This is a genomic window from Staphylococcus arlettae (genome assembly GCF_002902345.1).
Lineage (GTDB): Bacteria > Bacillota > Bacilli > Staphylococcales > Staphylococcaceae > Staphylococcus > Staphylococcus arlettae.
This window is the reverse complement of the sequence record NZ_PPQB01000022.1, coordinates 15,853-29,648: the sequence shown is the minus strand read 5'-3', so window position 1 is coordinate 29,648 and position 13,796 is coordinate 15,853. Positions and strand designations below refer to the sequence as shown.

At 34.7% G+C, this 13,796-nt stretch carries 14 protein-coding genes and 1 pseudogene; 9 read left to right on the top strand and 6 right to left on the bottom strand.

Annotation, left to right across the window (positions count from 1 at the left end):
• Positions 1–31 precede the first annotated feature (31 nt).
• Complete coding sequence (locus CD036_RS10280; protein WP_103388580.1) at positions 32–760, bottom strand: poly-gamma-glutamate hydrolase family protein; 729 nt, start codon at positions 758–760, stop codon at positions 32–34.
• 275 nt (positions 761–1,035) lie between these two features.
• Between CD036_RS10280 and CD036_RS10275 the strand changes: the two are divergent.
• Together CD036_RS10275 and CD036_RS10270 are read left to right on the top strand one after the other, a co-directional pair.
• Positions 1,036–1,574, top strand: a pseudogene (locus tag CD036_RS10275) (hypothetical protein).
• A gap of 132 nt (positions 1,575–1,706) precedes the next feature.
• Positions 1,707–2,447 carry an alpha/beta hydrolase gene (locus tag CD036_RS10270; RefSeq protein ID WP_103388579.1) on the top strand — a complete coding sequence of 247 codons (741 nt, stop codon included), beginning with the start codon at positions 1,707–1,709 and terminating at the stop codon, positions 2,445–2,447.
• Positions 2,448–2,496: 49 nt separating this feature from the next.
• Here CD036_RS10270 and CD036_RS10265 read toward each other — a convergent pair whose 3' ends face one another.
• Both CD036_RS10265 and brnQ read right to left on the bottom strand, forming a co-directional pair.
• Positions 2,497–2,868 (bottom strand): iron chaperone, encoded by a 372-nt coding sequence (locus CD036_RS10265; protein WP_103388578.1) that lies wholly within the window; start codon positions 2,866–2,868, stop codon positions 2,497–2,499.
• Positions 2,869–3,023: 155 nt separating this feature from the next.
• The gene (gene brnQ / locus CD036_RS10260; protein ID WP_002509932.1) at positions 3,024–4,337 is read right to left on the bottom strand and encodes a branched-chain amino acid transport system II carrier protein; all 1,314 of its coding nucleotides are present in this window, start codon (positions 4,335–4,337) and stop codon (positions 3,024–3,026) included.
• Between the two features lie 277 nt (positions 4,338–4,614).
• Here brnQ and CD036_RS10255 point away from each other — a divergent pair, with 277 nt between their 5' ends.
• The 4 genes from CD036_RS10255 (at position 4,615) to CD036_RS10240 (ending at position 9,027) form a co-directional block, all read left to right on the top strand.
• Positions 4,615–5,943 carry a sodium-dependent transporter gene (locus CD036_RS10255; protein WP_103388577.1) on the top strand — a complete coding sequence of 443 codons (1,329 nt, stop codon included), beginning with the start codon at positions 4,615–4,617 and terminating at the stop codon, positions 5,941–5,943.
• Positions 5,944–6,410: 467 nt separating this feature from the next.
• Positions 6,411–6,881, top strand: a complete 471-nt coding sequence (locus CD036_RS10250) for a GNAT family N-acetyltransferase (protein ID WP_103388576.1) — start codon at positions 6,411–6,413, stop codon at positions 6,879–6,881.
• Positions 6,882–7,032: 151 nt separating this feature from the next.
• Positions 7,033–7,815 carry an arylamine N-acetyltransferase family protein gene (locus tag CD036_RS10245; RefSeq protein ID WP_103388575.1) on the top strand — a complete coding sequence of 261 codons (783 nt, stop codon included), beginning with the start codon at positions 7,033–7,035 and terminating at the stop codon, positions 7,813–7,815.
• 234 nt (positions 7,816–8,049) lie between these two features.
• A complete protein-coding gene (locus tag CD036_RS10240; protein WP_103388574.1) occupies positions 8,050–9,027 on the top strand; it encodes a LysM peptidoglycan-binding domain-containing protein in 978 nt (325 codons plus the stop codon).
• Positions 9,028–9,078: 51 nt separating this feature from the next.
• On the opposite strand, the gene CD036_RS10235 is transcribed toward CD036_RS10240, so the two are convergent.
• Complete coding sequence (locus CD036_RS10235) at positions 9,079–9,339, bottom strand: hypothetical protein (RefSeq protein WP_021459301.1); 261 nt, start codon at positions 9,337–9,339, stop codon at positions 9,079–9,081.
• 167 nt (positions 9,340–9,506) lie between these two features.
• On the opposite strand from CD036_RS10235, the gene CD036_RS13190 reads away from it, so the two are divergent.
• The 3 genes from CD036_RS13190 to CD036_RS10225 all read left to right on the top strand — a co-directional run bounded on the left by CD036_RS13190 (position 9,507) and on the right by CD036_RS10225 (position 11,725).
• The gene (locus CD036_RS13190) at positions 9,507–9,902 is read left to right on the top strand and encodes an NUDIX hydrolase (protein ID WP_021459300.1); all 396 of its coding nucleotides are present in this window, start codon (positions 9,507–9,509) and stop codon (positions 9,900–9,902) included.
• A gap of 1 nt (position 9,903) precedes the next feature.
• Positions 9,904–10,374 carry a GNAT family N-acetyltransferase gene (locus tag CD036_RS13185; protein WP_151508175.1) on the top strand — a complete coding sequence of 157 codons (471 nt, stop codon included), beginning with the start codon at positions 9,904–9,906 and terminating at the stop codon, positions 10,372–10,374.
• A gap of 106 nt (positions 10,375–10,480) precedes the next feature.
• Positions 10,481–11,725, top strand: a complete 1,245-nt coding sequence (locus CD036_RS10225) for an ammonium transporter (protein WP_103388573.1) — start codon at positions 10,481–10,483, stop codon at positions 11,723–11,725.
• A 131-nt stretch (positions 11,726–11,856) separates the two neighbouring features.
• Here CD036_RS10225 and CD036_RS10220 read toward each other — a convergent pair whose 3' ends face one another.
• Positions 11,857–12,639 (bottom strand): YibE/F family protein, encoded by a 783-nt coding sequence (locus CD036_RS10220; protein WP_103388572.1) that lies wholly within the window; start codon positions 12,637–12,639, stop codon positions 11,857–11,859.
• Positions 12,636–13,748 carry a YibE/F family protein gene (locus CD036_RS10215; protein ID WP_103388571.1) on the bottom strand — a complete coding sequence of 371 codons (1,113 nt, stop codon included), beginning with the start codon at positions 13,746–13,748 and terminating at the stop codon, positions 12,636–12,638. Before CD036_RS10215 ends, CD036_RS10220 begins: the two co-directional genes overlap by 4 nt.
• Positions 13,749–13,796: the final 48 nt, after the last annotated feature.

Sequence of the window (13,796 nt, the reverse complement as noted above, 5' to 3'; positions counted from 1 at the left end):
AAGATATAACTGTTGAAAGTTTAGTATGAAGTTAGTTGTCTTTAGCAATAGCATCATTGACGGCATGGGCGTAATTATACATATCAGCATTATAATTTAATAAATTCATTCTCGAGATTTTTGAAATATCATTATTGCTAAATAACGATTGTCTCATAGCTGTGGTTAATTCAAGTTGAACACCTTCACCACGCTGATTTTTATTGACTATATTATTGTCGGAACTACCCGAAAGGTGGTTCGGAGATTCTTGAACCTCAAAACCCGCGTTTCTTAATTCGTCTTCAATTCTCGTAATTAATGATTGATCTTTGCCCCCTATATATGTAACTGGTTCAGTACCTAATGCTCCGTGTATAGTGACAGAGCGGTTAGCAGTGGATTGCATATGTTGAATAATAGGTTCATCATAATTTGTAGATGTGACATGTAATTCTCCATTATTTGTTGGACGCACACCTTGAAATGAATAATAGTTATAGCCCCCATTGCTCGCGATTAGACTTGCGAGTTGTGAAGTAGCAGGTTCGATACCGCCTCCATGTATAGCAGCAATTAATACATCGCTACCCCTATCCGTAGTCGTGATTTGCCAGTCGCTACCTTCAGTTGTGTTTTCCATGAGTTCACTCATAGAACTAAAGGCATCATCTGCTTTAGCGGTATTGTATGGCAAGATGCTAGTAAGTAGTACAGAAAGAATGCTTATGACGATAAATTTATGTATTAAGAACTTTGGCTTAAGTGAAAAAAATGACATGCTGTGCGTCCCCCATCATTAGTTTGTCTAAAGCTTATCATAATCATATGTAAATAATAAAATATTTATATAAGTTAATAAAATAAATTATTAAATATGAATATGATGTTAATGGTGGGTTAAATTTTGGGTGACAATTTTAATTATGTTAAAGTCAGCAGTGGCTTGTGGTTAGCATGTTGATGTTATGTAATACAAGTTAAGTTTAATTAAGAAGTGTGAACCTATAGCAAAACGGGGATAGATACAACGATAAGTTAAAAGGAGGTTTAACTATGATTAATATCATTTCAGCAATTGGTTCAATAGGGACATTTGTTATGGCTTTATTTTATTTTATTTTGTTTCTGTCTCCATCCAATTGTATCAAATGAAAATAAGTTTTATTCCAGCATTAGGATTTAACCAAGTACTTATTACGAGAACGGACGGTAGATTAAAAGTTAGGAATATAGAAGACCATAATAATTTAGAGAATGTGGACTATGTAAAACTTTATAATTTAGGTGGAGGTGCTGCCAAAAATATCGAAATAGAAATATTTATTGGAGATAATGATGTACTTCAACGTAAATATGTCAGTATGTTGCCAAGTAAAGAAGGTTATTTATTACCACTGAATAGAGATGTTTTTAAAGAAATCGATCGTACTTTGAAAAATAATGGTTACGAATCAGATTTACATGTCAAAATAACATATAAACATAATGTTAGTAGAAAACAACAAGAAATCTATCTTAATGCTAAAATAGATAATTTTAATTCATTCGATGACAAGGCCGTTTATGAGTTACAATTTATCAGTAATGAATAGTTAGTTATATCATAATGATGTTGGTGAGTAAGACTGCTCATCAGCATTTTTTACTGTTTAACTAAGATAGCATCCATAACTACTGATGTTTGTTATAATAAAAGTGAGAATAAAAGCGTGGAGTGACAAAGAATGATTAAAGTAAAAGAACCCAATCCAATATATTTAGAGCATGAAGGTGCGGCCCATGCGGTATTATTATTACATTCGTTCACTGGGACGGTGCGTGATGTTAAACTGTTAGCTACGAAATTACATAAAGCAGGCTACACTTGCTACGTTCCTTCGTATAAAGGGCATGGAAAAATGCTCGAGGATTTAATGGCTTATACTATAGCCGATTGGTGGCAAGATGCCCAAGATGGTTATGAGCTGTTACAAGACAAAGGTTACGATAAGATCACAGTGTTAGGTGTGTCTTTGGGAGGATTGCTATCCCTTAAACTGAGTGAAACCAAGTCAGTGCATAGTGTCGTTGCGATGTCAGTACCGTATAAAAAGGACGATGCTGGCTTAGCAATGCGTTTAGAAACATATGGTCGACGTATGGGTGATATTTTAGGCTTAGACCAAACCGAAATAGAACGTCAAGTGGCTGATATACGCTCATATGAAGCGGGATTTGAAATGTTTAAAAATGTTGTAGATAACATTATGCTACAGTTGCCAAGTATCCAAGCACCTATAGTTATTAAATATGGTCAACAAGATGAACCAGCTTATGCTAAAAGCGCACATTATATTTATGAGCATATTGCACATCAACATAAGTCAGTCAAAGGTTATGAAGAGGGTGAGCATTTAATAACGCATGGTAAAGATCGAGAAGCGGTAGAACAAGATATCATTCGCTTTTTAGCTGAATTACAATAAATAACATCAAACCCTACTATCTTAAGATTGAAGATAGTAGGGTTTGATGTTATTTACGCCAAAAAGTCGTGCAGTCTGCCTTGTCATCAATATTAAATTGAATCATGTCTCGCAGTAAAGCATAATCGATATCTTGTGTCCATTTAATACGGAATAAATTTTGTGTTTGGCTATAGTCTGCTTCAGTAATACGCTCAACAAAAGGTGATAGCCCTTGAGCTTCCGGCGTAACAGAAAAATGTTGTTTTGCCGCACTAAAACCAATAATAAAAGTACCATGATCTGTAAACATTGGTTGGTTCCATTTGATTGTCGTTTCAAGTTGTGGGAATGTCTCTGCCACCCATGTGAATAATTCAGCAACTTTTGTTCGGTGAGTCTCATTTTCGATAGTTTGTAAAAAAGGATTGAACATTTGCATAACATTCTCCTCCAGTATATATGTCTTACTTATCTAAGGATATTATATAGTAACCAGTAACGTATGACTAGTACAGAGACATCAGCTGTGCAATTAAGCATAATAATAAAATAAGCGATGGTGCCTTTAGGGCAGCCATCGCTATAAATTGAACGTTAATTTTGGTGAGTTTCCGGTTTTGCGTTATTACTTAGGAAATAATCAATAACGAGGCCAACGATTGTTAACACAATAAATGGTATAAGCCATGCTAATTGGATATTTGCTAATGGTAATAAATGATAGAGACTATTGAGTATATTTAATAAGTCATAATCGACAGCTATTTGTAGTACTGAAATGATTAAAGTCACAATGGTTGGAATTATAAAAGTATATTGCATATCAAATTTAATGAAAATACTAAGTAACGAAATCAGTACTAATACGATTGATGTAGGATAAATAAATGTTAACAATGGCACAGCAAATTGTAAGATTAGATTTAAGCCAAGTGTCGACACTAAAAAACCTAAAAGTGAAAAAATCAGTACAAACGATTTATATGAAATCTTTGGAAGTTTTTCCATTGCAAATGCGGCACAGGCATTAACTAAACCAATGCAAGTCGTTAGACAAGCCAAGATGACAATGATACCAAAGATTAAGTTACCAAAAGTGCCAAAAACACGTAATGAGTTAAAAGTTAGTATATCAGTACCATTTTTGAAACCAGGATGTGTGGTAGAAGCGCCGAGATAAGCTAATGAAAAGTAAATAATTACTAATAATAGCGCTGAGATTAACCCGGCTTTAATGACACTTTTGACTAATGTTTTATGATCATTCACACCATTTAATTTAAACATTTGCACAATAACTACCGAAAAGGCGAGTGCAGCTACTAAATCCATTGTGAAATAGCCTTCGAGTATACCTGAGACTATTGGTGTTGATGTGTATTCTCCTCCCGGTTGTTGGACGGAACCTTCAGGGTTAATAAAGACTAACACACATAATAGTGCGATTATAAATATCAGAATGGGTGTTAAATATTTGCCTAAATTATCAATTATACGGCTTGGATAAAGTGCAATGATATACACAATGAAAAAGAAAACAATAGAAAATGCTATAAGTGTCCACTGATTATGTACGGGTAGTAAGTTTTTTGTGCCAATTTCATAAGCTACGTTAGCCGCTCGAGGAATACCATAAAGTGCACCGATTGATAAATAAATGCATATCGCAAAGATTAACCCGAAAATGGGGTGCACTTTATTTCCAATACTCTCTACACCGCCATTTTTATAAGCTACGACAATAACTGTTAAATAAGGCATTAAAATACCAGTTATTGCAAATCCGGCCATCGCTATCCACATGTTACTTTGAGCAGTATATCCGAGCATCGGCGGGAAAATTAAATTACCTGCCCCAAAAAAGAATGAGAATAGCATGAAACCAGATATTAATATTAATTTGTTCATTTCAATTACCTCAATTATTAGAAAAATCAAACTATTTTGATAAAGATAAATCTTGCACAAAACGCATACCAATATACCATAATTTCGGTGTAAATACAATGAAATTTCTGACAATTAACCTAAACCAAAGTGATATCTATGGGATTTTTTTAATTATAAGTACATTTGCTAACTTCTTTAGATACTATTGTGTTCAATTTTGAAAAATGGTATAGTAGATTCTATGTTTATTGAACGCTTTAACGCAATGAAGTTTTATATATAAAGGATGTTGGAAATGGCTAAACAATCACAATGGAAGACATCGACTGGCTTTATTTTAGCAAGTGCTGGCTCCGCTATTGGACTAGGAGCTATGTGGAAATTTCCATATATGGCAGGGGTAAACGGCGGTGGAGCATTTCTATTAATGTTCTTAATTTTTACCTTGCTCGTAGGCTTACCGTTACTAATTATGGAATTTACAGTCGGTAAAATGGGACAAACGTACACTACTAAGATTTACGAAAAACTAACCGGGAAAAAATGGCTCAATATTATAGGCTGGAATGGTAATTTAGCAGTATTTATCTTATTTGGTTTTTATAGTGTTATTGGTGGCTGGATTATTATTTATATTTGTACCGTGATATATCACATTGTAACGTTACAAAGTAATCAAATTGGCAACTTACAATTCGAAGCACTTATTGGTAATCCATGGCTGACAATAGTTGGACAAGGGATATTTATACTCTTAACGACGGTGATTGTTATGTTAGGGGTAGAAAAAGGTTTAGAAAAAGCATCAAAATTTATGATGCCATTACTCTTTATCTTCTTAATATTAATTGTACTAAAATCATTGTCACTTGATGGTGCGATGAGTGGTTTGCGTTATATTTTAGAACCTCGAGTTCAAGATATTACGGTAGAAGGAATCTTGCTTGCACTAGGGCAATCGTTTTTTACATTATCACTTGGAACAACGGGTATGATTACTTATGCTAGTTATGCCTCGAAAGAAATGACAATCAAAACATCAGCACTTTCTATAGTAGCAATGAATATTTTAGTATCTATTTTAGCTGGCTTAGCAATATTCCCAGCTATATCAGCTTTCGGTTACCAACCGACAGAAGGACCAGGGCTGTTATTTATAGTGTTACCAAAAGTATTTGAACAAATGACTTTTGGTGCAGGGTTTTATTTAATTTTCTTAATACTATTTTTATTTGCAGCGTTAACATCTTCAATTTCGTTGTTAGAATTGAATGTCTCTAATTTTACTAAAAATGATAATACTAAGCGTAAGCGTGTTGCGGTGATAGGTAGTATACTTGTTTTTGCTATTAGTATACCTGCTACATTATCATTTAGTAGTTTGAGTAATATTCAATTTGCTGCAGGGACGATTTTTGATAATATGGATTTCTTAGTTTCTAATATCTTGATGCCAATAGGCGCTCTTGGAACGACGTTAGTGGTAGGACAATTATTGGATAAGGAAGCTTTACGTGATTATTTTGGACGCGATAAATTTAAACTGTTTAGTCCTTGGTATTATTTAATCAAATTTATTTTACCTATTGTCATTGTCTTGATTTTTGTTGTTCAATTTATATAGTGTCACATAAAAGTACAAGGGTGGGACATCATTAGATTTCTGTCTCACTCCAAAACTGCCGATAAAGTCTCTGACTTTGTTGGCAGTTTTTTGTGCACGCTTTCCGCGGGCACTGCCTTAGCCTGTAGTCTTCGGCAAGTGCTATTCCCGCAGGAGTCGGCCCAAAGCACTGCCAATATATAAACAAAAAAGAACAGTTACTTAAGTTTTTTCTACATTGAGGAGTCTCATTTCATATTGGTAGTAGATGACTGCATTGAAAATGCACTTCAAATCTAGCGTTTTTAATTCTAGAAATTCTTGGCGGAGTGTAGGGCGATGAAATCTTTTTAATAATATTAGATTTCTGTCCCGCTTTCTCTTATCATCAATCTGCATAAACGCTGAATGGTAAGTGACAGACTTTAACATTAATGATAAATTTTTATACAAGTCAGCAATAGAAGTAAAAATTAGGGGTGAAAATAATGCAATTAGAAAACTATGCGACAGCACATAAGCGACAGTTAGAGCAATATGAATTAACAGAAGCACAATTGGCGTATACTGATTACCCGAATAATAATATCCAACAAGCTAGTGACAAGCATCATCCGATTGTGTGTTTCAATCAAGGTCGGCATTTAGTTTGCTATTTCGCCTTACAAGAGCACCATGAATTTGAATCCTACACAACACACAGTTCAACATTATTGTTACGTTGTTTTTCTACTGATACACGTTTTTTACATCAAGGATATGCAACAGCAGCTTTGCAACATTTGCCTGCCTTTATTGCCGAATATTATCCACATATAACTAGCATAGTTTTAGGTGTAAATATAGATAATACAACTGCACAGGCACTTTATACAAAATGTCAATTTAAAGATTCAGGCCAACGTGTTCAGTGGCGTAAAGGCACATTAATGATTATGGAATTAGTACTCTCAAAATAAATGAAAACAACGATGGCATCGAACGTTTATATTATATAAGCGTTTGATTTTTTGTTTAGCGAAAGGCTTTAATTGTTTAAGCAAAGCTATTGCTTCATTATAGTTTACGGTGCACTATAAAATTAAATGATATTGAAAAGGGTGACTTAAGATGACTGATTTTTCACAGTTAGAGGACTATATAAATGCGGATCTCGGGACATATAGTGAAGTGAATTTGACTACGTTGAACCATCTTATTCAGCAGTATGTATTACACGTACCGTTTGAAAATATTAATGTGCAAAACAATCAACCTATTGCATTAGATGATGAAAGTATGTTGTACAAAATTATTGTCGAACAACGTGGGGGATTTTGTTATGAGCAAAATCGTTTGTTTCGTAATTTTTTAGCTGCAAAAGGGTTTAGTGTCAAAATGGTAGCAGCAACAATTCATACAGGTGATGGGTGGGCTATGGAAGGTTCACATATGTCACTTATCGTTACTTTGCCAGAGGGAGATTTTGTGGCAGATGTGGGTTACGCAGATGTACCACAACAAGCTTTACCATTATCGCAATCAAAAATTGTCGAAGATGTTAATGGTTACTTTAAAATTGAATGGGTAGACCAGATGAATTATCGGTTTTTGAAATATAACGGTAGTGCATGGGTGATACAGTATCAAGCTGCGACTGAATCTCAAACGCTTGCTGATTTTGCTTCGGGTATTGAATTTAATCAATATGATGCACAATCTATTTTTGTACGAGAATTAATTATTAGTAAGGCACTCACAAATGGGCGTGTCACAATGTCTAAACGCAATGTTACGATATCTAAAGGTGAGCATAAGAAAAAAATAGCAATTGATCATACGAATTACCGAACGATGCTAGCACATTATTTTGGTATTGAAAATATTGAAATTAAAACTTTTGACCAGCCATAATTCAAGGCATGTAAAGAAGGTATTAAGGTTTAACGTAATGACGCACGCTGATAAATGGTACTGTAAAAATATAGTGGCGAACAATTGAATTGTATATTTTTAATTAATTTTTAAAATGCTTTGTAATCATAATGTCATCAAAAAAATATACTAATTAACAATTAGGACGTGTATAATATGAAAAGAAAAGAAATGAATTCTAAGTTTTTACAGTATTAGGGAGGCTTATCAAAAGTGCAAAAGAAAATCATTGCGACGGTCATTGGAAGTAGTGCTGTGGCAGCAGTAGCCGCAACACATGCAGAAGGAGCAACGACGTATAAAGTGCAGAGTGGGGACTCACTTTGGTCGATTGCGAATAAATATAATATGTCAGTTTCAAAATTAAAATCACTCAATAACATAACATCTAACGTTATTTTCCCAAATCAAGTATTAACGGTATCAGGGACAACAAGTTCGTCTAGTTCGACAACAACGAGCTCAAATACTACATATTACACAGTGAAATCTGGAGATTCACTATCTTCAATTGCAGTTAAGTACGGCACGTCTTATCAAAAGATTATGAGTTTAAATGGTTTAAATAATTATGTTATTTATCCAGGACAACGCCTAAAAGTTTCAGGATCTACATCAACTTCTACATCTGGCTCAACAAGTTCAAATACATCGACAACATCTTATTATACTGTGAAATCCGGAGATTCATTATCTGCGATTGCAGCGAAGTATGGAACAACTTACAAAAAAATTATGGAGCTTAATGGATTGTCTGATTATTTCATATATCCAGGCCAGCGTTTGAAAGTATCTGGTAGTTCAAGTACTTCTGGTGGTTCTACATCATCAGGTACGAGTTACAAGACGCCAGTGTTTAATCACTCTAATTTATATGATTGGGGTCAGTGTACATGGCATGTATTCAATCGTCGTGCTCAAATCGGTAAAGGTATTAGCACGTATTGGTGGAATGCTAATAATTGGGACAATGCTGCGCCACAAGATGGTTATACAGTAGATCGTAAACCAACAGTCGGTTCTATTTTGCAAACTGATGCTGGATATTATGGTCATGTAGCATTTGTAGAACGTGTTAATAGCGATGGAAGTGTCTATGTTTCGGAAATGAACTATAGTGCAGCTCCAGGTGTTAAAACTTTTAGAACAGTTTCTGCATCACAAGTAGCAAATCATAAATTTATACATTAAATAAAAAATAGCGTAAACGTAGAGTGTGACTCTAGTGTTTACGCTATTTTTTTATTTCATTGATTTTAATCGCTTCACCGTAGTGACCAATGTACTTGCTAAGGTAAAAGTAGAAAATAATTTTACAAATTTTCGTGGTGATTTTAATGCAGTATAAAAATCTAAAATAGCACCAGTTGTTGAAATGGCCATGCTCGCATAAAGCAGTTTTTTGTTGTTAGAGCGATATGCATACCAATTAAATCCTTCTATCGCAACTCCAGTAAAATTAATGAAATTAGAGACGCGATGTAGTTTTGTTTTTTTAGCCATGATGTTACCTCCATTTATCTGTCGTTGGTGATACTTGTTTATAGTTATGTTGTATGTCTTATTTGATTGCAAGTTGAGCTATTCGCTCAATACTGCAATATGATAACATAACAATACTAACGAATGAAAATATTGTAATTGGAAATAACTAGAAGGTGTGATACGACATGATTACCTGTGTATGTTTAGTAGTGGAAACAGAGTCTGAATTATTACTTGTACAAGCTAGAAATAGAGCTAAATATTATTTCCCGGGTGGTAAAATTGATGATAATGAAACGTTGACCGCTGCACTCGTAAGAGAACTTGAAGAAGAATTAGGTTTAACTGTAGCGGAACATGAGTTGTATTATCGTAATATTGTTGTTGGTGAGGCCTATCCTCAACCCAATACATTGACTAAGCTGATTTGCTTTAGTACAACCCAAGACATCAATTGGCAGAACATCGAACCTGCAAGTGAAATTACTGATGTACAGTGGATAAAAAAAGATGATGTGACACGTATAGCACCAGCTGTACTAACTTGGTTGCAATCAGAAGATAATGAAAAGAGGAAGTAATATGTATTTTGAAAGTTATCGACCACAATTAATTCAAGATGTAATGGATTTTTATATACAATCCCACGATAGACAGTTTACTAAAACACCCGAAGATAACATTAAATTAGCAGAGCTTGATAATGAACGTTGTCCGACATTGGTCTACAATGATCGTCAGCAGTGCATCGCCTTTTTTACTTTGCATTTTGGTGAAGGGATAAAACCGTATACTACAAATGAACAAGCAGTGTTTTTTCGTTCATTTGGTGTCGACGCGCGTTATCGCAATCTCGGCATTGGTACAGCAGTAATCCAAGCGTTGCCACAATACATACATGAACAATTTCCTATGATTACCGAAATTTATTTAGCGGTCAATGACACAAATGAACAAGCACAACGATTATATGAACGTTGTGGTTATCAATATTGTGGTGAGGGTGAGTTAGAAGACAAACGCGTGTATATTTTAAAACAAATAATAACTTGAATGATGTGTAATGTGTTATGAAAATTGACACACTATGTTACGTTTCATAACGCATTTTTGCTTTTGCACTATCAACGGTATATGCTCCTAAAAAGGAGTGAAGTATATGAATATGTCAGATACATTGTTTGTTTTTCTATGTACATTACTGGTGTGGTTAATGACACCGGGACTAAGTCTTTTTTATGGTGGCTTAGTGCAATCTAAAAATGTTTTAAATACTGTAATGCAAAGTATGTCTGCTATTGTCATTGTAACTTTTGTGTGGGTTTTGGCAGGATTTTCGCTTAGTTTTGGTCAAGGCAATGGGTGGTTAGGAGATTTTAGTTTTCTAGGATTACACAACGTAGGATTTGCTACACATGAAAGTTTGTCGCCGCATGTGCCATTAGCTTTATTTATGTTATTTCAATTAATGTTTTGTACGATAGCGGTATCGATTTTATCAGGCTCGATTGCTGAAAAAATGAAATTTATACCATACTTAATATTTGTAGGTTTATGGGTATTGCTTGTTTATAGCCCAGTAGCTCATTGGGTATGGGGAGGCGGATGGATCGAACATTTAGGTGCGATTGATTATGCTGGCGGTACAGTAGTACACATTACGTCCGGTGTTTCAGGTTTAGTGTTAGCTGTAATGATTAAGGCTGGACATAATGTAGATAAACGACCTCCGCATAATTTAGTCATTACTTTAATTGGAGGAATCTTCGTATGGTTAGGTTGGTATGGCTTTAATGTTGGAAGTGCATTTACATTAGATAATATTGCAATACTTGCTTTTGTAAATACTGTCTTAGCAGCCAGTGCAGGTGCATTAGGTTGGTCAGTATTAGAATATATATCCAAACAAACAACAAGTTTAATTGGGATGTTGTCAGGTATGTTAGCTGGGCTTGTGGCTATTACGCCAGCAGCAGGCTTTGTTAACTATACAGAAGCAATAATCATGGCTTTAATTGGTGGTGGCTGTTGTTATTTAGTCATTAACTACATCAAGGTGAAACTCAACTATAATGATGCGTTGGATGCATTTGGGATTCATGGAATTGGAGGTATTGTTGGGGCGTTATTAACCGGAGTTTTCCAATCCAAAAACGCAAATCCTTCCATTGAAGACGGCTTACTTGCAGGAGGTCATTGGCAGGCAGTTGGTAGCCAATTCTTAGCGGTCTTTGTCACTATTATATTTAGTGTAGTTATGACATATATACTTGCACGCTGTATCGGTTATTGGACTTCACTGGCTACGACCAAAGATGAAGAACAGCTTGGACTGGATGAGACAGTGCACGGTGAACAAGCTTATTTTTATGGCGAAATGAATAAGTTCAAGCAACGCCGTTAATGTTGCACTTAGACAAGCAAAATGAGGCTGGGACAAATTAATAATGTCCCAGCCTCATGTCGTATTGTCAGTAGGTGGCTGAACTGATAACATGTTGCCACACAACTCTTTTAACTCAAATATTTCTCGCATTACTTATCATTATAAGTTGTTTTGGTACTACGTTGTTCTTTAACAATCAGCCAGGATGTTAACCATGCAGTTATAGGTATACTTATAGCAACGGCAATACCGCCAAGTAAAATAGTGACAAATTCTTGTGCGAAAATTTTAGAGTTTATAATATGGCCGAACGAGTATTTCAAATTGAAAAACCAAAAGAATAATGTCAGCTGGCCACCAAAATACGCGAGGTATATGGTATTGGCAGATGTTGCTAATATTTCACGACCTACACGCATACCGGAATGAAATAATTCGCTTTGTGTTAAATGCGGATTGGTATCATACAATTCATAAATGGGTGAACTAATCGTGATGGCTAAATCAATTACTGCAGCAATGACAGCCAAAATAACAGTAAAGACCATAAATTTTACCATATCTACGCCTATATTCATTGAAAAGATATATGTTTCGTCTTGTTGTTCTATCGTGAACCCTTGTAAGTGACCGACAGCTACGGAACAATAAATGGCTATAATTAATAATAAAGTCGTTAGGATAGTAGCGTAAAACGCAGCACGTGTTTTAATATTATAGCTATTTAGTACAAAAAGATTACACGCTGCAATAGCAATGCAAAAAATTAATGTAACTAGGTAAATAGGTGCGCCAAAAATAATAAAAACGATTGAAATAACTAAGATTATAAAATTTAAAAATAAAGTAAGGTAAGAAATTAGTCCTTTTTTACCTCCAAATATAAGCATCAGGACAAATAATATTAAACCTAAAATAGTAATTGCGCTCATTGCTTAACACCTCGCAATTTGAAGACCAGTTGCATCAAGATAATCGTTAATGGAATTGTTAAGACAATACCAATACCACCTGTGATTGCACGAGATATTTCTAAAGACCAATTGATAGAGAGCGTATAAGTTATAGTATTTGCGTTTTTTAAATAAATTAAAATCATTGGTAAACTACCAGATAAATATGAAAACAGCAAAATATTGGTCATTGTTCCCATAATATCTTGACCAATGTTACGCCCGGCTAATGCCCAACGTGTCATCTCGATGTTGGGACTACGACGTAAAATTTCATACATACCACTCGCTATTGTAATAGCTACATCCATTACTGCACCAAGTGAGCCGACGATAACGGATGCTAAAAAGATAGTTTTAGGCGGTAACGTTAAAAAACTCATCGTTTCAAATTTCATCCCAGCACCATCCGTTGCTTGAATAACACCATAGGTAATTCCTATACAAAGGAAGGTGCCCAGAAGGGTGCTGATAATCGTGACAAACGTTCGCCAATGCCAACCGGTAATTAGCAATAAGGTAATCGTAGTTGATAATGTAATAGCGATACTCATTAACCAGAATAAACTAGTGTTAGGAAACTGGAGATGAAGATATATTGCTGCCAATATAGCTATAGTATTAAAGATAAGGGATAGAATAGATTGAATACCGACTTTTTTACCAACTAATAAGATGACTAGTAAAAAAATACCCATAACTACCACGATGAGACTATCACGCTTTTTTTCTACAATATAGCCATCACTTGGCTTTTTATCAATATGCATAAGTACTTTGTTACCTGGAGAAAAAGCTTCACTGTCAGCTTGAGACTCTGTATATTCGTGTTTGATTGTCGTTGTTTTGCCTTGATATTTGCCGTTCAACATATGTATGGTTAATTGTTCTTGATGCTTCGTATCATTATTATGATGTTCATCGACAACGTGTTCTGTTTTAAGGTTTTTCACATTAGTAATTTGACCAATAGGTGTACGGTACATTTGGTCGTTTACTAAAGTGAAGATAAACACACAGCTAAAAATAATACAAAATAATGTAATACTCCAAACAAATGGAGATTTAAACTGTCTTTTAAGGTTCATGTAGCGGACTCCAAACATTTAGTATTGTGACAGTGTGATTATACGCTT